We start from the raw sequence: 20,837 nt of genomic DNA, 5'->3' as shown, positions 1-20,837 counted from the left end.
GATTTTTTGTGAAAGTTTTTTAACTGGCAGGAAAACATCTAAGGCCGACGTCGGTCGGCCTCAGGCTAAGGGCATAAGGGGGAGTGGAGAGGGCGTTACTCTTTGTCGTTACCGTAATTCATTATCGACAGCAGGCGGATCGGCACTTGCACCAGTTGCTCGGGGCCGTGGGGAATTTCGCCTTCGAACGTCAGGCTGTCACCCGCTTCCATGCGGTACAGCTGATTGCCGTGACGATAAATCAGCTCGCCTTCCAGCAGGTGCAGGAATTCGGTGCCAGGGTGGGAGAAGGTCGGAAACTCCTCACTCGCGTCATCCATGCTGACCATGTAGGCCTCGAAGCTCTTCTTCGGCCCGCGGGTGTGGTTGAGCAGATGGTACGTATGACCTTTCTCGGTGCCTCGGCGCACCACTTCCATGCCCTGATCGGCCTTGACCAGCAGCGCGCTGCCATCTTGCTGGTCGTATTCGCTGAACAACTTCGACAGTGGCAGGCCGAGCACGTCGCACAGACGGCTCAGGGTATCTAGGCTGGTGGACACCTGGGCGTTTTCGATCTTGCTCAACATGCCTTGACTGATATCGGCAATCTTGGCCACGTCAGACAATTTCAGATCCTGAGCCTGGCGCTGGCGCTTGATCTGCAATCCCAGATATTGCTCAAGCTTGAGGCGCGGGGCGGTTTCGGTCGACATAGTCATCAGATCCTGCACAATTTCCGTTCAGTAATATTAGTTTCGCACTAGGAAAGTGCAAGTTTGCAGCGCTCGGTGCGCGTCCACCGGGCAGTATTCCCACAGGGAAAAGAATTTTCCCATATATACAGCACAAAAGCGCTTTTCTCGGCGCATCACTGTTGCACTCGCGAATCTGGCAAGGCACTTGCATTCCTATAGGGAAACTAACTTTCTTTTTAGGAATAAAAAGACGGTCAAGGCCAATCCAGAATGTTTTGCCTTTCGCGAGGAGTGACGAGCAATGTTGCCAGCAGAAACCCAGCGCATCATCGACAAGCACGGGATCAAGTACGTGCTTGCGCAGTTTGTGGATATTCACGGTGCGGCCAAGACCAAGTCGGTGCCGATCTGTGGGCTCAAGACCGTCGCTGAAGAAGGAGCGGGTTTTGCCGGGTTCGCGATCAGCGGCATGGGCATGGAGCCCCACGGATCGGACTTCATGGCTCGCGGCGACTTGTCCACCCTGACCCCGGTGCCCTGGCAGCCGGGTTACGGACGGGTGGTGTGCGTCGGCCACGTCGACGGCAAGCCGCATCCGTATGACAGCCGTTATGTGCTGCAGCAACAAGTGCAACGCCTGGAAGAAAAGGGCTGGACCCTCAACACCGGCTTGGAACCCGAGTTCAACCTGATGCGGCGCGACGAGCAGGGCAAGCTGCAATTGGTCGACCCCAGCGACAACCTCGATAAGCCTTGCTACGACTATAAAGGCTTGTCGCGCTCCCGCGTTTTCCTTGAGCGGCTGACCGAAGCCCTGCAGGCAGTGGATTTCGAGGTCTATCAAATCGACCACGAGGACGCCAACGGCCAGTTCGAGATCAACTACACCTACAGCGACGTCATGACCTCGGCGGATCGCTTCACCTTCTTCCGCATGGCTGCCGGCGAGATCGCGAACGACCTGGGCATGATCTGTTCGTTCATGCCCAAGCCTGACCCGAAACGCGCCGGCAACGGCATGCACTTTCACCTGTCGATCAGCAGCGCCGAGAACAAAAACCTGTTCCATGACGCTAGCGACCCAAGCGGCATGGGCCTGTCGAAACTGGCCTATCACTTCGCCGCGGGCCTGCTTGCCCATGGCCCGGCGCTGTGTGCCTTCGCCGCGCCGACGGTCAATTCCTACAAGCGTCTGGTGGTGGGCAATTCGTTGTCCGGTGCGACCTGGGCGCCAGCCTTCATTGCGTTCGGCGCCAACAACCGTTCGGCCATGGTGCGGGTGCCTTACGGGCGCCTCGAATTCCGTCTGCCGGACGCCGGTTGCAACCCCTATCTGGTCAGCGCCGCGATCATCGCTGCCGGCCTGGATGGCATCGATCGCCAGCTGGAAATCGACCACGTCTGTAATGAAAACCTCTACAGCCTGAGCCTCGAACAGATCGCCGCGCGGGGCATCAAGACCCTGCCGCAATCGCTCAAGGAAGCCTGTGACGCCCTGGAAGCCGACCCGCTGTTCGCCGAGGTGCTGGGCCCGCAGATCGTAGGCGAGTTCATCAAGCTCAAGCGTATGGAATGGGTGGAATACAGCCGCCACGTCTCCGACTGGGAGATCCAGCGCTACACCGAATTTTTCTGACTGTGTGCTTTGACAACCATTCGGGCACCCGGCACGGCGTCGGGTGTTCACTGCCTCCGAAGGAGACTTGATATGTGTGGAATCGTAGGTCTTTACCTGAAAAACCCGCAGCTGGAATCCCAGCTCGGCAAGCTCTTTGAACCGATGTTGCAGGCCATGACCGATCGTGGCCCGGACAGTGCCGGTTTCGCCATTTACGGCGATGAAGTGGCGGACGGCTGGGTCAAGCTGACCTTGCAGGCGACCACCGAAGGCTTCGACTGGAAAACCCTGATGGGCGAACTGGAAGGGCGCCTCGGCTGCTCGCTGGACTGGTTCCAGAACGCCAGCGCCGCCGTGCTCAAGATCCATGCCGCAGAGGCGCCGGTGCGTCTGGCCCTCGCGGAACTGGCACCGAGCCTGCGCATTATGAGCGCCGGGCAAAGCATCGAAATCCTCAAGGGCATGGGCTTGCCCCAGGAGATTTCCCAACGCTTCGGCCTGGCCGGCATGAAGGGCAGCCACATCATTGGTCACACCCGCATGGCCACTGAAAGCGCGGTGACCATGGAAGGCAGCCACCCGTTCTCCACCGGTGCCGACCTGTGCCTGGTGCACAACGGCTCGCTGTCCAACCACTTCCGCCTGCGCCAGGAACTCAAACGTGAAGGCATCCACTTCGAAACCGACAACGACACCGAAGTGGCCGCCGGCTACCTGACCTGGCGCCTGCAGCAAGGCGACTCGCTGAAAGAAGCGCTGGATCATTCGCTGGAGGATCTCGACGGTTTCTTCACCTTCGCCATCGGCACCCGCAACGGCTTTGCGGTGATCCGTGATCCGATCGCCTGCAAGCCGGCGATCCTCGCCGAGACCGACGACTACGTCGCCATGGCTTCCGAATATCAGGCGCTGTCGAGCCTGCCGGGGATCGAACACGCGAGGGTCTGGGAGCCGGCACCGGCGACGATGTACATCTGGGAACGCGAGTCAGCTTAAGGAGCGCACACATGAAAACCATCGATCTTTCCATTGCCACCGTGCGTGACCTCAATCAGGCGCTGCACGACCAGGTCAACAACGTTGAGGACCGCGAGTGGGTAGTCACTCACTCCAACGGCAAGCACAACCTCGCCGTTGGCGTGAATGAAGCCGTGTCCATCGATATCCAGGGTCACGCCGGTTACTACTGCGCGGGGATGAATCAAAAGGCCTCGATCACCGTCCACGGCAACGTCGGTGTCGGTTGCGCCGAGAACATGATGTCCGGCTACGTCCGGGTCAAAGGCAGCGCCTCTCAGGCGGCCGGTGCTACGGCCCATGGCGGGTTGCTGGTGATTGAAGGCGACGCTGGGGCGCGTTGCGGGATTTCCATGAAGGGCATCGACATCGTTGTCGGTGGCAGCATCGGCCACATGAGCTGCTTCATGGGGCAGGCCGGTCGCCTGGTGGTCTGCGGCGACGCCGGCGATGCGCTGGGCGATTCATTGTACGAAACCCACATCTATGTGAAAGGCACCGTTGAATCCCTGGGCTCGGACTGCGTCGAGAAAGAGATGCGCGCCGAGCACCTGGAAGAACTGCAAATACTGCTCAACCGTGCCGGTTTCGAGCACAAGGCGGCTGACTTCAAGCGTTACGGCTCGGCCCGCCAGTTGTACAACTTCAAAGTCGATAACGCGTCCGCGTACTGATCCGCGCGAGGAGAATAGATATGACTGACAAAACCCCTCCGGTGCTGCGCGAGTCGGCCACCTTCGACCGCCTGACCATCCAGGAAATCCAGCGTGCCGCCGAGACTGGCATCTATGACATTCGTGGCGGTGGCACCAAGCGCAAATTGCCGCACTTCGATGACTTGCTGCTGCTCGGCGCCAGCGTTTCGCGTTACCCGCTGGAAGGCTATCGGGAGAAGTGCGGCACCGATGTGATCCTCGGCAACCGCTTCGCCAAGAAGCCGATCCACCTGAAGATTCCGGTGACCATCGCCGGCATGAGCTTCGGTGCTTTGTCGGCCAATGCCAAGGAAGCCCTAGGCCGTGGCGCGACCATCGCTGGCACCAGCACCACCACCGGTGACGGCGGCATGACCCCGGAAGAACGCGGCCAGTCGCAGCATTTGGTCTATCAGTATTTGCCGTCGCGCTACGGCATGAACCCGGACGACTTGCGCAAGGCCGACGCCATTGAAATCGTCCTGGGGCAGGGCGCCAAACCCGGTGGTGGCGGTATGTTGCTGGGGATGAAAGTCACCGAGCGGGTGGCCGGCATGCGCACCTTGCCGATCGGTGTTGACCAGCGCAGCGCCTGCCGTCACCCGGACTGGACCGGCCCGGATGACCTGGCGATCAAGATTGCCGAGATCCGCGAAATCACCGATTGGGAAAAACCGATCTACGTGAAAATCGGCGCGAGTCGGCCGTACTACGACGTCAAGTTGGCGGTAAAAGCCGGGGCTGACGTGATTGTGCTCGACGGCATGCAAGGCGGAACTGCAGCGACTCAGGAAGTGTTCATCGAACACGTCGGGATCCCGATTTTGTCGGCCATTCCGCAAGCGGTACAAGCTTTGCAGGAGATGGGCATGCATCGCAAGGTTCAGTTGATCGTTTCCGGAGGAATTCGCAACGGTGCCGACGTCGCCAAGGCGATGGCGTTGGGTGCGGATGCGGTGGCCATCGGGACGGCGGCGCTGATTGCCTTGGGCGATAACCATCCACGCCTGGACGAGGAACTGAAGAAAATCGGCTCGGCCGCCGGTTTCTACGATGACTGGCAGAACGGCCGCGACCCGGCCGGGATCACCACGCAGGACCCGGAGCTGTCCAAGCGTCTGGACCCGGTGGAAGGTGGTCGGCGTCTGGCCAACTACCTGCGTGTGTTGGTGCTGGAAGCCCAGACCATGGCCCGGGCTTGCGGCAAGTCGCACCTGCACAACCTCGATCCCGAGGATTTGGTGGCGCTGACGGTGGAGTCGGCTGCCATGGCGCGAGTGCCGCTGGTGGGAACCAGTTGGATTCCCGGTTCCGGTACCGGTTACTGACAAGCCCTGTGGCGAGCGAGCTTGCTCGCGCTGGGCTGCGAAGCGGCCCCAAGAATCTTTGCGAGTGCTACGCACTCGAGCGCGAGCAAGCTCGCTCGCCACAGTTATAAGCGGGTCTGAAAGACCGCGGCATGTACATTCAACGACCAAGAGGTCTCTCAAGAGGCCCGTGCACATTCACTTTGCTCGCTGCCAGACATCTACCATTCCTTTGCAGGAGCTTTGAACATGGTCAATCGTCTTCTCGGCAAATCCCTTCTGGTCTTATTGGCGGCCGGCGCACTCGCGCCGCTCGCCCAGGCGGCCGACGCCCCCACCTTGAACACCGGCAGCACCGCCTGGATGGTCACTGCCGCGGTGCTGGTGCTGTTCATGTGTCTGCCGGGCCTCGCATTGTTTTACGGCGGTCTGGTGCGGGCGAAAAACATGCTCTCGCTGTTTACCCAGTGCTTCGGCATCGCCGGTCTGGTCGGCGTGCTGTGGGTGATCTATGGCTACAGCATGGTGGTCGACAGCACTGGTCTGGTCGAGGGGCAGGTGACGTTCAACAGTTTCGTCGGCGGTTTGAACCGGGCGTTTCTGGCGGGCATGACCCCGGAAAGCCTGGTCGGCGACATCCCGGAAGGCGTGTTCGTGACCTTCCAGATGACCTTCGCGATCATCACCCCGGCGCTGATTGCCGGTGCATTCGCCGAGCGCATGAAGTTCTCGGCAGCGCTGTGGTTCATGGCGCTGTGGTTTACCCTGGTTTATGCGCCCGTCGCCCATATGGTCTGGGGTGGTTCGGGCGCTTTGATGCATAACTGGGGCGTTCTCGATTTTGCCGGTGGCACTGCGGTGCATATCAATGCCGGCGTCGCTGCATTGGCGGCGTGCCTGATTCTCGGCAAGCGCAAGGGCTATCAGAACACGCCGATGCCAGCCCACAACCTGAGCCTGACCATGGCCGGCGCGGCGATGCTCTGGGTGGGCTGGTTCGGCTTCAATATCGGTTCCGGTGGTGGTCTCAATGGCACTTCGGGCATTGTCATGCTCAATACGCAACTGGGTGCCTGCGCCGGGGTTCTCGGCTGGATGTTCACCGAGTGGTTCAAGGTCGGCAAGCCGAGTGCTTTGGGCCTGGCCAGCGGTGCCTTGGCCGGTTTGGTCGGCATTACTCCGGCGTGTGCGTATGTGGGCGTCGGCGGTGCGTTGGCCATCGGTCTGCTGTGCGGGGTGTTTTGCTACTTGAGCGTCACGGTGCTGAAACGCCGCTTCGGGTATGACGACAGCCTCGACGTGTTCGGCTTGCACGGCATCGGCGGAATGATTGGCGCGGTGTTGACCGGCGTGTTCTGCGTGCCGTCCCTGGGCGGGTTGGTGGAAGGCGTGAGCATGGGCGCTCAGGTCGTGGCGCAGATCAAGGGCGTGTTGCTGACGACGGTGTACTGCTTCGCCATCAGTTGGATCATTCTCAAGGTCATCAACGCGGTGATCGGCTTGCGCGCCGATGAGTCGGTGGAGGAGATGGGGCTGGACCTGGCCGAGCACAATGAGCGTGCCTACAACCACTGATCGTTACGGTTGAACGACACGGCCCACCTTCGAGTGGGTCGTTTTCGTGGTGCTCAGCTCAACGCTGCATTACCCATCGACTTTCGCTCGCGCGCTGCGGCGGCACGCTGCAAGTGACTGGCGATCAGGGTGTTCTTCAGCAGATACGCAATGGTCATGGGCCCCACGCCTCCCGGAACCGGTGTGATCGCACGGGCGACGGTGCGCGCACTGGCGTAGTCGACATCGCCCACCAGATGGCTGCCGGATTCGTCAGTAATACGATTGATCCCAATATCGATCACCACCGCTCCAGGCTTGAGCCAACTGGCATCGATCAGCCCAGGACGGCCCACTGCTGCGACTACGATATCGGCCAGTCGACACAACGCCGGGGCATCGACGCTGCGAGAGTGCACCACGCTGACCGAACAGTGAGCCTGCAGTAGCAAGGTCGCCATGGGTTTGCCGACGATGTTCGAGCGACCGATGACCACCGCGTGCAAGCCGCTCAAGTCACCGCAGGTTTCGTGCAGGAGGCGCATGCAGCCACTAGGTGTGCAGGGTGTCAGGACGTCGATGCCTTGCACCAGGCCGCCGACGTTTTCGCGATGAAAACCGTCCACGTCCTTGATCGGATCAATGGCATGGATCACCGCTCTTCGTCGACATGGACCGGCAATGGCAACTGCACCAGGATGCCGTTCACCGTGGCATCGGCATTGAGCTGCGCAATCAGTTCCAGTACTTGCACTTGGCTGGCGTCGTCCGGCAGACGGTATTCAAGGGAGCGAATGCCGACTTCCTTGGCCCGCAGCAATTTGTTGCGCACATAGACCTCGCTGGCCGGGTCTTCACCGACGAGCAGCACGGCCAGGGCGGGGTAAATCTGCTGTCCGGCCAGGACCAGAACCTCTTCTCGAACTTCGTCGAGAACCTGGGCAGAGATGGCTTTACCGTCGATAATGCGGGCAAGCGCAGGGGGGGGCTGATCAAAAGAGTCACCGTCGTCTTGATTGATTGGGGGGCGAAGTGATCATCGAGGCGTCGTTGCGCCCCGATGATCCATCAGAGACCAGCAGGCAAGGGCGCTCAGGCTACCAGTTGATGGCAACCGTACACCACCAGTACACCCGCGATCAGCGTGGCATAAGGCAACCAACCGGCGCGTTTTTGACCGGCATCGGCCTGAATGTACAGGTCGCTGAGCATCGCTTCCGGGAAGCGCCCTTTGTCCTGCACGTAGTGGCGGTAGCAGAACACCGGAAGAATGAACAACGCCAGCAGCAGGCCGGTCATCAGGGTTCCCGCGCCCCAGATATCGGCGCCCAGACCCATGCATGCCAGGTTGACGAAACTCAGTACGCCACCGGCTGCCAGGAGTACGGTAGGGGCTTTGTAGGGGCGGATCCAGTCGGGACGATCCAGGCGATGGATCCAGCCAGCGTTGAGGTTGAGGAAGTTGAAGATGATGTAGCTGACGTTGGACGCGGCGAGCACGAAGACATAGTCGGACATCAGCAACAGCAGCAGGTTGAATGACAGGTCGGTCCACATCGCGGCGGTGGGCGCGCCGTGTTCATTGGTGCGGCCCAGGTATTTCGGCAGCCAGCCATCGACCGACGCCTGATACAGGGTGCGCGAAGAGCCGGACATCGAGGTCATGATTGCCAGCAGCGTGGCCAGGACCAACATGATCAGCACGATGTTGGCCATCAGCTTGCCGCCGCCGATGCTGTCCGCCATAACCTGCCCGACGCCCATGCCGCTGTAGATTGCGGGTGACAGCAGACCGCTGTAGACCGCCGGTGTGACCACCGCGCCGCTGGCATCGAGCACCGCCGGGGTCACCAGTTGCCCGAGACCCAGGCTGCCTTGAAACGCCAGGGGCACCAGGGTGAACACCAGAATGCACAGCAGGCCGGCGTAAAAAATCGCCTTGAACGTGTCACGCTTGGGGTCCTTGAATTCACGGGTGTAGCACACCGCGGTTTCGAAGCCGTAAGTGGACCATGCGGCCATGAACAGGCCGCCGGCCATCAACGACCAACCGGACATGTCCCAAGGCCCGTCGATCACTTGCCCGGCCGCGTCGTGGGCCAGCGGGTACAGGGGAAGGAAGTTGGCCTGGGCCGCGTCCCCGGTGAACAAGGGCACCACACCCACCAGCAACAGAGGAATCAGCGAGGTCACGCCAAGCACCAGGGTCAGGCGTGCCGAGCGCAAGATGCCGCCATGCTGCACGGCAAACACCGTCAGTAAAATCAACAGGCCGATGGCGAATGTCGCGTTGATCCGTAGCGACAGGCCACTCTTGACCCAGCCCAGGTCAAGCAGGGTCAGTTGCCAGGTATTGATCAGCGCATCAGCGGGAAACAATGCGGTGAGGATGTAACCGGCTGCCAGCCCCGAGCCAATGGACAAAACCGGGGACCAGGCCAGCCAGTTGCACCACACCGAAACCGGTGCGATCAGCTTGCTGTAGCGCACCCAGGCGACTGCACCGTAGACCGAGGCGCCACCGGACTTGTGCGGGAACAGGCCGGCGATTTCGGCATAGGTGAAGGCCTGGATAAACCCGAACAGGATCGACACGATCCAGACGATCCAGGCCGGTTTGCCTACCGTGGCGGCAATCGCGCCGATAGAGAACAGCACCAGGGCGGGCACGCCACTGGCGACCCAGAACGCCCCGCGCCAATCGATCTTGCGGTGCAGGCTGCCCACTGAGCTGGCGGCCTGCGGTACGGCCTCGAATGTAGTCGCTTCCATCTTCGTATTCCCATGTCTGAGTAGAGTGGTAGTGGGGCAGTCAAAGTCGGGTGGCGCACAGGCTCGTGTGATCGATCAACTGCGTACCCGGCTCTTGTCCGGGTCGTAGAAAATCGCTGCGGTGACCGTGGCGCTGATGCGCTTCTGCAGGCCATCGACTTTGCCGATCTCCAACGCTGTGCCGACGTCGGCGCAGGCCACGTCGACCCGGCACAGCGCGATATTGCTGGCCAGCAGCGGCGAGCGGCAGGCACTGGTGATGACCCCGACCTGAGCCCGGCCGCGGTACACCGGGTCACCGTGGTGGGCGCCTTCGTTGCCACTCAGTTGCAGGCCCACCAGTTTGTGAGCGGGATGGGCGCTGCGCCGCAGCAGGGCGTCGCGGGCGATGAAGTCATCGGTTTTACTTTTCAGCGGTACGCAAAAGCCGATACCGGCCTCGAACGGATCGGTCTGGTCGCTGAATTCGTAGCCGGCAAAAATCAGCCCGGCTTCGATGCGCAGCATGTCCAGCGCTTCCAGGCCCAACGGCACCAGGCCCAAGGGTTGGCCCAGCGCCCAGATTCGGTCCCAGACCCGCTCGGCATCCTCAGGCTGGCACCAGACTTCGTAGCCCAGCTCGCCGGTGTAGCCGGTGCGCGAGATCATCAGCGGGCAGCCGTCGTAGCCGTCCAGACGGCCCACCAGAAAACGGAACCAGCCCAGGGTTTCCAAGCTCGGTTGGGTCGGCGCGGTCCAGACCATTTGTTTGAGCAGCTCGCGGCTCATCGGGCCTTGCACCGCCAGGTTGTGAATCTGCTCGCTGGCGGACTTGACCCAGACCTTCATGCCGAGCTTTTGCGCCTGTTCGCGCAGCCAGACTCCGGCGTAATCCTCGCCGCAGATCCAGCGGAAGTTGTCCGGGCCCAGGCGCAGCAAGGTGCCGTCATCGAGCATGCCGCCGTGCTCGTGGCACATGGCCGAGTACACCACTTGACCCACCCCCAGGCGCCGCACATCCCGGGTCAGGCAGTACTGCAACAAGGCTTCCGCGTCGGGGCCGATGATTTCGAATTTGCGCAGGGCGGTCAGGTCCATAACCGCCACCCGCTCGCGGCAACCGAGGTATTCCTCGATCGCGCCATAGCCGTCATAGCGCAGCGGCAGCCACCAGTTGCGGTAGTCGACGAAGCTGCCGGTCAAGGCGCTGGTGCGTGAATGGAACGCGGACTCACGGGTAAGAATCGGGTCGGCATCGGCCGTGGTTCGAGTGCTCATGGCGATGGAAAAACGCTCCTTTTCGCTGTAGATGCGGACATGGATATCGGTCGGGTTCCAGCCGTTGGCCGGGTCGATGTCGTCCGGGCATGAGGTGCTGCCACACAACAGATCGGTCATGGCCCTCAGCAGCACGTAATCGCCGGGACGCGACCAGGGCTCGTCCAGCGTCATCTGCTGGTGGGCGTCGATCCCGGTATTGAAAAATAAATTGATCGCCGGCCAGCCATTGCGGGCATTGACCCCATGGGGCGCGAGCACTCGGCTGAGGTTGTCGCTGCAGTTGTCGTGCCCGAAGTAGCCATGGCTTTCGTAGTAGCGCGCGGCGCAGGCCAGGGCGAAGGAGTCGTGGCGGCCGACGGTGTCACGCACCACCTCCAGCATCGGTTGCATCTGCCGGTCGAAAAACTTTGAGAACAGTCCCGGTGCCGGGTAGGCGCTGCCGTTCAGGGTGCGGGTCACGGTCTGGTCCAGGTCCAGCTCCAGACCGCGATCCAGTGCCCGTCGATCCAGAGCGACGAAGTCCGAGCATTGGCGGCCGGCGACGTCCAGCACCTGCACGTACTGCCCTTTGCCGACGGTGTAACTGTGGGCGGTGCCGGCGCTAATGGTGAATTCGTCAATTAACTCGCCCAACGGTTCGGGCAACACCGGGAGCAGCAGCGGCGAAGGATTGGCCCGTGTCACCCACAACCTCAGTTCGCTGGGCCGATACTGCCGGTCGACGGCTGTTGGCCCGGCGGGCGCAGCGACAATCACCAGCAGTTCATCGCTGGTGACAAAGTGGCGACTGAAGTCGGCAGGGCTGTCCTCGTCCCAGAGTGAAGCCGCGCTGGGCAGGTGGTACGGATCAATGCCGCGTCGGCTCAAAGCCTGGTTGATACGCCGAGCCTGCAAGGTCGGTTCGGCGAGCCGTGCGCCGATAAATCCGCAGGCCGTCGAACCGCTCAGTGCCCAGGCCGCCAGGGCGCTGCGACCGAGTATATCCACGGCCAGCAATTCGCAAGGTTGCCGGCCTTCGAGGTCGATCACTTGCAGGCTGTCGCCGGGCTGCAGAGCGACAAGGGTCAGGCCGCGGGCGGCCACCCGATAGCGCTCCAGGGCCGGGACCCGGGCAAAGAGACCGGGCTCCCGCGGGCGGGAAACACGAGGTGCGTTCATGGTGAGGCTCCCGGGTCAACCGATCGACTTGACGGACATCGGCGGTTCAGCGAGGTACGCCGCCATGGAGTCGTCAAGGGCATGCAGCCAAGGCGTGTGGTGGGGTGGTGACTGGGTGCCAGTCATCAGCGATCGGTAGGACTTGTCGCGGTAACCCATGATGTTGTGGGCCTTGTCGTGCTTCCAGTGCAGGAAGGTGTCGTTGACCGCGGCGATATCGAAGTTCGGGTAGTCGGTGGCGTCCACCAGTTGCTGGATATAGGCACCTTGGTATTCGAACATCTGCTGGTTGGTTTCAAGCTGCTGTTCACGGGCATGCCATTCCTGACTATCGGCGGCCCTTTGTGCCTGGTCGGGTAGGGCGATGCGTTGCAGGATCACGTCGCGGGCGTACCAGGCCTGGGCGTCGAACATGTTGAACGAGTACCACTGGTCCTGCATGCCGAGGTAGATCAGTTGCGGGTTGGGCTCCCAGAAAATGCCCTTGTACAGGTTCATCGGCCATAGCCGGTTGTCGGTCTTGAGGCACAGTTCGTCCGGCAGGAAGGGGAAGTGATGTTTGTAGCCGGTGCACAGGATCACCGCATCGATGTGCTTGTGGGTGCCGTCGATAAAGTACGCGCGGTTTTTTTCCAGGCGCTGCAACAGCGGTTTTTCTTCCCAGTTGGCGGGCCAGTCATAGCCCATGGGCGCGGTGCGGTAGCAGCTGGTGATACTGCGTGCGCCGTATTTGTAGCATTGGGAACCGATGTCTTCGGCCGAATAGCTGCTACCGACGATCAGCAGATCCTTGCCCTTGAACTCCAGCGCCTCGCGGAAATCATGGGCGTGCAGGATGCGCCCGCCGAACTGCTCGAATCCGGGGAAGTACGGCATTTTCGGCGTCGAAAAGTGCCCGCAGGCGTTGATCACATAGTCGAACTCTTCCGAGGTCTGGGTATCGCTGCCGTGGTCGTGGGCGACCACCGTGAAGCGGCGAGTCTCTTCGTTAAAGGTGACCTGGCGCACCACATTGTTGAAACGGATGTAGTCGCGAACCCCGGCTTTTTCGACGCGGCCCTTGATGTAGTCCCAGAGCACTTCCCGTGGCGGGTAGGAGCCGATGGGGCGGCCAAAATGTTCTTCGAAGGTGTAGTCGGCGAACTCCAGGCATTCCTTCGGGCCGTTCGACCACAAATAGCGGTACATGCTGCCGTGCACCGGTTCGCCGTTTTCATCCAGGCCGGTGCGCCAGGTGTAATTCCACATGCCACCCCAGTCTTGCTGTTTTTCATAGCAGACCAGCTCCGGGATGGGCGTTCCCTGGTCCCTGGCCGATTGAAATGCCCGCAGTTGAGCCATGCCGCAAGGGCCGGCGCCGATGATTGCTACGCGTGTGGTCATGGTCGTTTCTCGTGGCTGTGAATCGGAAAAAAGGCTCGCTCAGCGAAAAATCACCGTCTTGTCCTGGTTGATGAACACCCGGTGTTCCAGGTGGTATTTCAGGGCTTTGGAAAGGGCGACGGTTTCGGTGTCGCGGCCGATGGCAACCAGCGAATCGGGCAGGTGGGTATGGTCGACCCGCTGGATTTCCTGCTCGATGATTGGCCCCTCGTCGAGGTCGCTGGTGACGTAGTGGGCAGTGGCGCCGATCAGCTTCACGCCACGGTCATAGGCCTGGTGATAGGGCTTGGCGCCCTTGAAACCGGGCAGGAACGAGTGATGGATGTTGATGGCCCGGCCGGACAGCTGCTGGCACAGTCCGTCGGACAGAATCTGCATGTAGCGGGCGAGCACCACCAGGTCGGTCTGTGTGTCCTCGACGATGCGCATCAACTCGGCTTCCTGGCTGGCCTTGCTGTCCTTGGTGATCGGCAGGTAGATGAAGCGAATGCCTTCGCGTTCGGCCATGGCTCGCAGGTCCAGGTGGTTGGAGACCACTGCGGTGATGTGCATGTCCATCTCGCCTTTGCGGTGGCGATACAGCAGGTCGGTCAGGCAATGGTCGAACTTGCTGACCATCAGCAGCACTCGGGTCGGCTGGCTTGAGCAGAACAGCTGCCACTGCATGTCGAAGCCGCCGGCCAGGTCGCCCAGATCCTCGCGCAGCGCACCGATATCGCCGGTCACGCCGGTGTTGAAGCGGAACACCGCGCGCATGAAGAACTGCCCGGTGAACTCGTCGTCGAATTGCGCCAGCTCGCTGATGTAGCACTGCTGTCCGGCCAGGCAGGTGGTGATCGCGGCAACGATGCCGGACGCTGCCGGGCAATTGATCTTGAGAATGTAATGTTCGTTGGAAGTGTCCATCGAAGGTCCCTTGGATAAAGTGGTTGGAGGCTCAGCCCTTGGCCGTGCGCTTGGTTTTTTCCGGGTCGTCGAAGGGCAGGGCGTGGGTCACAGCGGCGCTTTCCTGGCTGCCGCGCACCTGCAGGGCGATGCCTGGATTCGAGCAGGCGACGCTCATCCGGGCGATGGCCATGGAGCGCTTGCTCAGGCGCGAATACATGCCGCAGGTGATCACCCCGACTTGCTGGTTGCCTTGCCACAAGGTGTCGCCGGCCTCCGCGGCGCGGACGCCTTCGAGCAACACGCCGGTGATCTTGAAGCGCTCCTGACCGCGCAACCGAAAGTGCTCTTCGGCGCCACGGAATTCGCGCTTGTCCGGGGATACGGTGAAATCCAGGCCCATTTCCCACAGGGTGTCGCCAGCCTTCTGATTGGCGAAGGGGTACATCTGCGAGTTGTCGTAGGGGAAAAACATCAGCGAGCTTTCCACCCGCAACCAGTCCAGGGCGGTAAAGGCGCAAGGGATGATGCCCAGGCCCGCGCCTTGTTCAAGGATCGTGTCCCACAGCGCTGGGGCATCGGCGGCCTTGCAGAAAATCTCGTAGCCGCGCTCGCCGGTGTAGCCGGTGCGAGAGATCATCACCGGGCGATCGAACAGGCGGGTTTGCAGGTGATGGAAATAGGGCAGCTGACGAATCCCGGGGACGTGCTCGGCGAGAAAATCCACTGCCAGCGGCCCTTGCAGTGACAGGTCGTGCAGGTCGTCGTCGAACAGCACCGCCACCTGGCGACCCTGAGATGAACGCACGAGCATTTCGTGGCCGCTGCCGGCACCGTGCACCACCATGAACGCGTTGGGGCCGGTGCGGTAGACGATGCAGTCATCGACGAACTTGCCGTCCTCGTCGAGCATCGAGGCGTACACCGACTTGCCGGGGTAGAGCTTGGCGATGTCGCGGGTAGTCGCCCATTGCAGCAGGCTCTCGGCGTGGGGGCCGACGTAGTGGACTTTTTTCAGTCCGGATACGTCCATCAGCCCGGCCCGGGTGCGGATCGCCTGATGGTGATCGGCCAAGTCGCTGTCGTAGGTCCAGGCAGTGCCCATGCCGTTCCAGTCTTCCAGGTTCGAGCCGAGTGCGCGGTGCCGTTCGGCCAGTGCAGAAATACGCCATGAATGCGCCATGTGAAGATCCTTGTCGGTGAAAGTGGGTCAGGGTTCAGGCTTGCGGGTCGAAGCGGCTCAGCCACTCGACCAGGGTCTGTCGGTAGCGGCTCATGCCTTTGTAGTCGGCGATCGGCTCGGGCAGGTCGCGCAGCACACGGTGCAGGCGGCAGCCCCAGCCGGGCTGGGTGACCAGTTCGTCCATGCTGATCAGGTAGGTGCGGATGCTGAACATCACCGCGTTGCTGCGCGGCAGACGGGCCATCACTTGCAGCTCGACGCGCAGGTGAACCTGTTGCCCGACGTTCTCGGCGGTGATGCGGCCGCGGTCGGCGCCCCATTCATGGAAAGTCTCGGGGGAGGAGTCCAGGCGCGGATTGATGGTCAGTGTCCAGTTCAGGCGCCGCACCGGCTGGCCCGTTTGCAGGTTGAGCAGGTATTTCAGCGCGCGGTCGAAGATGCCCATCTGGTGGGCCATGGGCACCGGCGAATGCCATTGCTTGAAACTCATGCCGGCGTCAAAGGCCAGGGACCAGTCGGCCGGGCTGGTGACCAGGCCGGCGTCCATGTACAGATCGCCGTCGCGTTGATCGAGCAGGGCGAAATCCCCCTGAACCTGTCGGCCAATGAACTCCAACGGTTCGCAGGGCAGGCTGGTGGCATCACCGAACACAAAGTGCTGATCGATATTCAGCAGCGTGTTGCGCCAATGCCAGCGATCACCGTCACGCGCAAGCGAGAACCACTGCGGATAATCAGTGGCGAGGTGTTCCATGAGCATTTGCAGCGCATCCCAGGCGGCCACCTGCATGTGCGGCATCACCAGGTAGCGGCGCGGATCCTTGTCCAGTACCAGGGCGCGTTCGGCCATTTCCGAACGGTAGTGTTCGTCGATGTCGAACCCGTGCTGGTAAATCGAGCCGGGATCCCGGGAGATCGCCGGTTCGATGTTCACCGAATACAGGTAGCTGTCCTCGGTGAAGGGGAAGGGAAAACGGCGGATGGCCGTGGGGCTATTGCGGAAACTGAAGTCGTCTCGGTAGCTCTGCACGGGGCTTGATTGAATGGTCATCGTCGACTCCTAAAGATCCAGCGAAACGCAAGGGCCGCAGCCGCGGGAGACACAGGGCATGAGAAAGTCAGCCTGCTCGGTGGGGCTCAGGAAACTGTCGCGGTGTTCGATGTCGCCGCCCACGTGGCGGGTCATGCATTGGCCACAGACTCCGCCACGGCACAGGTTGGGGATCTGCAGTCCGGCGGATTCCAGGGCTTCGAGCAGGCTTTGTTCGGCGCCGACCCGCAAGCGCTGGCCGCTGCGCAGCAGTTCCAGGTCGAAGGGGTGGCCCGGTTGTGCGGCATTGAAGGCTTCCCAGTGCACCCGACCGGGCGGCCAGCCAAGGGCCCTGGCCTGTTGCCGAACCGCATCGAGCAACGGTTGCGGGCCGCAGGTGTAAAGGTGGCTGCCCAGCGGTCGATCACGCAGGATCCGGCTCAGGTCCGGGCGGCTGGCGTAGGTGTGCAGGCGTGATCCCAGCCGCTGTTGCAACGCCTCGACATAGGCATCGCTCAGGCCCGGACGACAGAGGTAGTGCAATTCGAAGTGAGCCTGGCTTTGTTCAAGGGCCGCGATGTAGGCCATGAACGGCGTGATGCCAATGCCTCCGGCGATCAGGATGTGCAGGCTGGCGGTCGAGTGCAGGGCGAACAGATTGGCCGGCGGCGAAATCTGCAGCGTGTCCCCGACCTGGACCTGCCGATGCAGGTAGAGCGAGCCGCCGCGGGAGGCCTCCTGCAGGCGTACGGCGATGCGGTAATGCTGGCTCTCCGCCGGGTCGCTGGTGAGTGAATAGGCATTGCGCAGCTTGCCCTCGGCCAGTGGCAGGTGAACCTGCACATGACTGCCGGGGGAGAAAGCCGGCAGGGGCCCGGCGCACGCCTGCAGGGTGAATTCGCGCACCACTGGGGTAAGCATTCTCGCCGCGCTGACCCGCACTTCGATTGCGGCGCTCATGACCGGACTCCGGCGTAAGGCTGATCGGGGTTGGTGCAGACGCCGAGGTACGCCCCCAGGCGGCGGGAAAAGTGTTTGCGGACTTCCAGCCCTACGTCGCAACCGATGCAGGTCAGCAGCGGCTCCGGCCCGGCGGCCTGAGTCAGGCCGCAGTGCACGCAATACACCAGGCGCGCACCGGCAATCGTGCGGGTGATGTCGATCTCATCATCTTCCAGTCCGGCGCTGCGGGCCTCGCCGTGGATGCGCCAGATAAAGGCCTCGTCGCCCATGATGTAGAGATGGCTGCCGACGGTGGCGCTGACCAGCGCCTGATGCAGGCGCAGGGAAAAGTCGGCGCTCTCGCCATTCAGTACCAAGGGCTGTTCCAGTTCCCCGACAAAGGGCGAGCAGGCGGCCGCCGATTGCATGACCACGATGTGCCGGGTGACGCTTTCACGAGGCAGCGGCTGGCGATAGCGCGGGAGACTGTGAAGTCGGTCCGGGGCGGCGCTGTGTCTATCCGTCATGTGGGCTTTCCTGGCTGATCCGCGCCTGTCGAAGGGCGAGAAAGGTGGCGTTGGACTGGGGATTTGTTTCCTGTTGGGGAAGATACTTTCCTATGGGGAAAATCTTCTCAATCCGGAAAAAGGGCTATGTCTTTGGAGATAAGTCCTGCGCAACGCCTGTCCGGGGCATGGAAGTTGCTGGTCTTTGCTTATGGCTGAGCAACCGGACGGGGAGTTATCGAGAGTGCGAACACGACCGCAGTGGTGGCCGCTCTGGTTGGGGCGTATCCGCCCCGACCAGGCGCGCAGCGTGCGCAAACTGCTGGCCGGATTGCCTTTGTGTCAGGTGCACGCTGACGGTGCCTTGTCGGGTTTTCTGGATCGTTTCGAAGCATTGTTGCCGGCCTGCAAACTGAATCTGATCCTGGACGGCGAAGACCTGGGGCCGGCACGGCGTGGATTGCTCGAGGGCTGTCAGGACGTTGCGCGTTGCCCTTGGCGTGACTCGGCACTGCCTGATGCGGCTCAGGCCTGTGGCCCTTGCCGGCAACGGGGCGTACATCGCCTGCTGTGTGCCTTGCCGCACAGCGACGATTCGAGCAAAGGGGTGTTGTTGCTCGATACCCCACAACCAGTCCACTCAAGCTGGCGCCAGTTGCTGGAAGAGGCGGCGCAGGCGGTCGGCGTCACCGTGCGCTTGCGCTGCTACACCCGTGAACAACAGCGCAAACAGGCCACGTTCCGGCACGGCGTCCTGGCCCGTGAGCTGCACGATTCGGTGGCTCAGCAGTTGGGTTACCTGTCGTTCCAGGCGCGTTTGCTGCAGTCGCAGTTGGGCGAGCCTGCACAGGCCAGCACCGCGTTGCAGGAACTGTGCGGCGGCTTGAGCCAGTTGCAGCGCCAGGTGCGCGAGCTGATCACCAGCGCTCGTCTGACCATGGACGGGCGCTCACTGCGCCAGGCCCTGGCCGACTCTGTCGCCGAGTTCTCGCGGCGCTGCATCATCGTTTTTGAACTGGACAATCGCCTGGCTGATGACGCTTTGAGCCCGGAAACCGAATTGCAGATTCTGCAGATCATTCGCGAGGCACTGGCCAACGCGGTACGCCATTCCCATGCACGGCATGTGCGCATCGAGTTGCGGCAAAACCAGGACGGTGATGCTTCTGTTTCGGTGGAGGATGACGGCATCGGACTGAGCCCGGCATCAGGGGAAGAAAACCATTTCGGCCTGGCGATTATCCGCGAGCGCGCCGCGAGCATTGGCGCCCGACTGACCATTGAGGCGATCCGCCCGCACGGGGTCCGTGTACACCTTGGCCTTCGCCGTCACCAAGACCTGCCACAGGGGAGTTTCGATGGACTGCACGACCTTATTACTGATCGATGATCACCCGTTGTTTCGCAAAGGACTGGCACAGCTGTTCGGCGCCAGCGACGACTTCGAAGTGGTGGGGCAGGCCGTCAGTGGCCGCGAAGGTATCAACCTGGCCGTGAGCCTGGCGCCGCAGCAGGTTTTGCTTGATCTGCACATGCCCGGCTTGAGCGGTTTGCAGGTGCTCGACGAACTGCGTCAGTTGCGCCTCGACTGCCAGGTGGTGGTGCTCACCGCATCGATGGATCGCGCCGAGCTGTTGACCGCCCTGCGCCTGGGGGCCAGTGGTTATGTGCTCAAGGAAACCGAGCCTGATGCGTTGTTGGACTACATGCGCAATTGCCACAAGGGCGCGATCGTTCTGGATTCAACCCTGATTGCGCTGCTGGCCGATCAGGGCGAATCGGTGACCCGGCCTGTACACGATTCGGATCTGCTCGACACCGGCAACCTGACCGAGCGCGAGGGGCAGACCCTGGCCCTGATCGCTGCTGGCATGAGCAATAAACAGATCGGCCGGGAACTGGGGATCAGCGATGGCACGGTCAAAATCTATGTGAGGAATCTGTTGCAGAAACTCAGCCTGCACTCGCGCCTGGAGCTGGCGGCGTGGGTGCACAACGCCGCGTCGGTGAGACACGAGGAGCGTCACTAGATGATGGAACGGCCAGAGGCATTTGTGCAGGCACTGCCCTTGCACCTGATGGATCGCTTTCCGGCGGCGTTGCTCGAACTGCGCGATAACGGTCAGATCGCCCACTTCAACCTGGCCTGGCTCGAGCTGATGGATCTGCCGGGCACGGAACGCAACCTCATCGACTATGTGCACCACGAAGACCGTTCGTTGTGGCGTCAGGCCCTGCATGAACTGCGTCGGCGCCCCGAAACTTCCTTCAACCAGCGGCTGCGTTTTGTTCACCCTTCGGGGGAACTGCGCTGGTTCGACGTCAGCCTGAAGCGCGGGCCGCAGGGTTTCTATCTGGTGGCAGGCGACATCACTGCGCACAAGCGGCGCGAAATTGCCTTGCAGGCCAGTCAGCGCAGCAGCATGAGCTTGCTCGACAGCATGCCGGGGCTGATCTATCGCGGTCGCAACAACCGCGACTGGACTATGGAATTCGTCAGTGCCGGTTGCCTGCAACTGACCGGGTATCCACCGGAGCGGTTGGTGGACAACCATGAATTCACCTACAACAGCCTGATCCTGGCGCAGGATGCCGATTACGTCTGGCGCGAGGTGCAATATGCCTTGTCGCGGCAGGAGCCTTTCGAACTCAATTACCGGATACGCTGTGCCGATCAGTCGATCAAGCATGTTTGGGAAAAGGGCGTGGGGATTTATGCCGATACGCGTGAAGTGCTGGGTATCGAGGGGGCGATTTTTGAGCGAACGGCGGGCTAGACCCGCCTCGCTGAATCGCCGTGGGACACTGCCCAGATGCAGCTTGCATACCGGTGGCGGGGGTAGGCACTGA

The 20,837-nt window shown here is 61.8% G+C and carries 17 protein-coding genes and 1 pseudogene; 8 read left to right on the top strand and 10 right to left on the bottom strand.

Going from position 1 to position 20,837, the window contains the following annotated elements; translation table 11 throughout:
- Positions 1-95: 95 nt before the first annotated feature.
- Positions 96-695, bottom strand: a complete 600-nt coding sequence (locus ACZ89R_RS04515) for a helix-turn-helix domain-containing protein (protein ID WP_003200568.1) — start codon at positions 693-695, stop codon at positions 96-98.
- Positions 696-978: 283 nt separating this feature from the next.
- Between ACZ89R_RS04515 and glnT the strand changes: the two genes are divergently transcribed.
- From glnT to ACZ89R_RS04490, 5 genes are all read left to right on the top strand, one after another.
- A complete protein-coding gene (gene glnT / locus ACZ89R_RS04510; protein ID WP_429546556.1) occupies positions 979-2,313 on the top strand; it encodes a type III glutamate--ammonia ligase in 1,335 nt (444 codons plus the stop codon).
- Between the two features lie 72 nt (positions 2,314-2,385).
- Positions 2,386-3,291 carry a class II glutamine amidotransferase gene (locus ACZ89R_RS04505; protein ID WP_201062391.1) on the top strand — a complete coding sequence of 302 codons (906 nt, stop codon included), beginning with the start codon at positions 2,386-2,388 and terminating at the stop codon, positions 3,289-3,291.
- Positions 3,292-3,302: 11 nt separating this feature from the next.
- The gene (locus tag ACZ89R_RS04500; protein ID WP_429543348.1) at positions 3,303-3,986 is read left to right on the top strand and encodes a GltB/FmdC/FwdC-like GXGXG domain-containing protein; all 684 of its coding nucleotides are present in this window, start codon (positions 3,303-3,305) and stop codon (positions 3,984-3,986) included.
- Between the two features lie 20 nt (positions 3,987-4,006).
- Positions 4,007-5,335: an FMN-binding glutamate synthase family protein gene (locus tag ACZ89R_RS04495; protein WP_429546557.1), complete on the top strand. Its 1,329-nt coding sequence runs from the start codon at positions 4,007-4,009 to the stop codon at positions 5,333-5,335.
- A gap of 228 nt (positions 5,336-5,563) precedes the next feature.
- Positions 5,564-6,889 carry an ammonium transporter gene (locus ACZ89R_RS04490; protein ID WP_429546558.1) on the top strand — a complete coding sequence of 442 codons (1,326 nt, stop codon included), beginning with the start codon at positions 5,564-5,566 and terminating at the stop codon, positions 6,887-6,889.
- Between the two features lie 53 nt (positions 6,890-6,942).
- On the opposite strand, the pseudogene folD reads toward ACZ89R_RS04490, so the two are convergent.
- From folD to ACZ89R_RS04445, 9 genes and pseudogenes are all read right to left on the bottom strand, one after another.
- A pseudogene (gene folD / locus ACZ89R_RS04485) lies at positions 6,943-7,873 on the bottom strand (bifunctional methylenetetrahydrofolate dehydrogenase/methenyltetrahydrofolate cyclohydrolase FolD).
- Between the two features lie 87 nt (positions 7,874-7,960).
- Positions 7,961-9,640, bottom strand: a complete 1,680-nt coding sequence (locus ACZ89R_RS04480; RefSeq protein WP_429546559.1) for an APC family permease — start codon at positions 9,638-9,640, stop codon at positions 7,961-7,963.
- Between the two features lie 75 nt (positions 9,641-9,715).
- Positions 9,716-12,058: a DUF1989 domain-containing protein gene (locus ACZ89R_RS04475; RefSeq protein WP_429546560.1), complete on the bottom strand. Its 2,343-nt coding sequence runs from the start codon at positions 12,056-12,058 to the stop codon at positions 9,716-9,718.
- Positions 12,059-12,073: 15 nt separating this feature from the next.
- Positions 12,074-13,441: an NAD(P)-binding domain-containing protein gene (locus tag ACZ89R_RS04470; RefSeq protein ID WP_429546561.1), complete on the bottom strand. Its 1,368-nt coding sequence runs from the start codon at positions 13,439-13,441 to the stop codon at positions 12,074-12,076.
- A gap of 39 nt (positions 13,442-13,480) precedes the next feature.
- Positions 13,481-14,347 carry a formyltetrahydrofolate deformylase gene (gene purU / locus ACZ89R_RS04465; protein ID WP_414883654.1) on the bottom strand — a complete coding sequence of 289 codons (867 nt, stop codon included), beginning with the start codon at positions 14,345-14,347 and terminating at the stop codon, positions 13,481-13,483.
- Between the two features lie 31 nt (positions 14,348-14,378).
- Positions 14,379-15,509: an aminomethyl transferase family protein gene (locus ACZ89R_RS04460; RefSeq protein ID WP_429546562.1), complete on the bottom strand. Its 1,131-nt coding sequence runs from the start codon at positions 15,507-15,509 to the stop codon at positions 14,379-14,381.
- A gap of 34 nt (positions 15,510-15,543) precedes the next feature.
- Positions 15,544-16,560: a heme-dependent oxidative N-demethylase family protein gene (locus ACZ89R_RS04455; protein ID WP_429546563.1), complete on the bottom strand. Its 1,017-nt coding sequence runs from the start codon at positions 16,558-16,560 to the stop codon at positions 15,544-15,546.
- 9 nt (positions 16,561-16,569) lie between these two features.
- Positions 16,570-17,499 carry a PDR/VanB family oxidoreductase gene (locus ACZ89R_RS04450; protein ID WP_429546564.1) on the bottom strand — a complete coding sequence of 310 codons (930 nt, stop codon included), beginning with the start codon at positions 17,497-17,499 and terminating at the stop codon, positions 16,570-16,572.
- The gene (locus tag ACZ89R_RS04445; RefSeq protein ID WP_201062380.1) at positions 17,496-18,008 is read right to left on the bottom strand and encodes a dimethylamine monooxygenase subunit DmmA family protein; all 513 of its coding nucleotides are present in this window, start codon (positions 18,006-18,008) and stop codon (positions 17,496-17,498) included. Before ACZ89R_RS04445 ends, ACZ89R_RS04450 begins: the two co-directional genes overlap by 4 nt.
- 223 nt (positions 18,009-18,231) lie before the next feature.
- On the opposite strand from ACZ89R_RS04445, the gene ACZ89R_RS04440 reads away from it, so the two are divergent.
- From ACZ89R_RS04440 to ACZ89R_RS04430, 3 genes are read left to right on the top strand one after another with little or no spacing between them, the layout of a single operon-like run.
- The gene (locus ACZ89R_RS04440; RefSeq protein WP_429546565.1) at positions 18,232-19,377 is read left to right on the top strand and encodes an ATP-binding protein; all 1,146 of its coding nucleotides are present in this window, start codon (positions 18,232-18,234) and stop codon (positions 19,375-19,377) included.
- Positions 19,346-20,017, top strand: coding sequence for a response regulator (locus ACZ89R_RS04435; RefSeq protein ID WP_429546566.1), 672 nt, complete (start codon positions 19,346-19,348; stop codon positions 20,015-20,017). The genes ACZ89R_RS04440 and ACZ89R_RS04435 overlap by 32 nt, the downstream gene beginning before the upstream one ends.
- Positions 20,018-20,764 (top strand): PAS domain-containing protein, encoded by a 747-nt coding sequence (locus ACZ89R_RS04430; RefSeq protein ID WP_429546567.1) that lies wholly within the window; start codon positions 20,018-20,020, stop codon positions 20,762-20,764.
- The last annotated feature ends 73 nt before the right edge of the window (positions 20,765-20,837 follow it).

It is taken from the genome of Pseudomonas sp. TE3728 (assembly GCF_056279145.1).
The sequence above is the reverse complement of the archived record's forward strand: the minus strand, read 5'-3'. Positions and strand labels throughout refer to the sequence as shown.

What these genes read in the sequence shown, in the direction of transcription:
- ACZ89R_RS04460 (WP_429546562.1), bottom strand. Translation starts at nt 15,509, where the DNA reads ATGGCGCATTCATGGCGTATTTCTGCACTGGCCGAACGGCACCGCGCA.
- ACZ89R_RS04515 (WP_003200568.1), bottom strand. Translation starts at nt 695, where the DNA reads ATGTCGACCGAAACCGCCCCGCGCCTCAAGCTTGAGCAATATCTGGGA.
- ACZ89R_RS04430 (WP_429546567.1), top strand. Translation starts at nt 20,018, where the DNA reads ATGATGGAACGGCCAGAGGCATTTGTGCAGGCACTGCCCTTGCACCTG.
- ACZ89R_RS04505 (WP_201062391.1), top strand. Translation starts at nt 2,386, where the DNA reads ATGTGTGGAATCGTAGGTCTTTACCTGAAAAACCCGCAGCTGGAATCC.
- purU (WP_414883654.1), bottom strand. Translation starts at nt 14,347, where the DNA reads ATGGACACTTCCAACGAACATTACATTCTCAAGATCAATTGCCCGGCA.
- ACZ89R_RS04495 (WP_429546557.1), top strand. Translation starts at nt 4,007, where the DNA reads ATGACTGACAAAACCCCTCCGGTGCTGCGCGAGTCGGCCACCTTCGAC.
- ACZ89R_RS04475 (WP_429546560.1), bottom strand. Translation starts at nt 12,058, where the DNA reads ATGAACGCACCTCGTGTTTCCCGCCCGCGGGAGCCCGGTCTCTTTGCC.
- ACZ89R_RS04470 (WP_429546561.1), bottom strand. Translation starts at nt 13,441, where the DNA reads ATGACCACACGCGTAGCAATCATCGGCGCCGGCCCTTGCGGCATGGCT.
- ACZ89R_RS04435 (WP_429546566.1), top strand. Translation starts at nt 19,346, where the DNA reads ATGGACTGCACGACCTTATTACTGATCGATGATCACCCGTTGTTTCGC.
- ACZ89R_RS04500 (WP_429543348.1), top strand. Translation starts at nt 3,303, where the DNA reads ATGAAAACCATCGATCTTTCCATTGCCACCGTGCGTGACCTCAATCAG.
- ACZ89R_RS04490 (WP_429546558.1), top strand. Translation starts at nt 5,564, where the DNA reads ATGGTCAATCGTCTTCTCGGCAAATCCCTTCTGGTCTTATTGGCGGCC.
- ACZ89R_RS04455 (WP_429546563.1), bottom strand. Translation starts at nt 16,560, where the DNA reads ATGACCATTCAATCAAGCCCCGTGCAGAGCTACCGAGACGACTTCAGT.
- ACZ89R_RS04445 (WP_201062380.1), bottom strand. Translation starts at nt 18,008, where the DNA reads ATGACGGATAGACACAGCGCCGCCCCGGACCGACTTCACAGTCTCCCG.
- ACZ89R_RS04480 (WP_429546559.1), bottom strand. Translation starts at nt 9,640, where the DNA reads ATGGAAGCGACTACATTCGAGGCCGTACCGCAGGCCGCCAGCTCAGTG.
- ACZ89R_RS04450 (WP_429546564.1), bottom strand. Translation starts at nt 17,499, where the DNA reads ATGAGCGCCGCAATCGAAGTGCGGGTCAGCGCGGCGAGAATGCTTACC.
- glnT (WP_429546556.1), top strand. Translation starts at nt 979, where the DNA reads ATGTTGCCAGCAGAAACCCAGCGCATCATCGACAAGCACGGGATCAAG.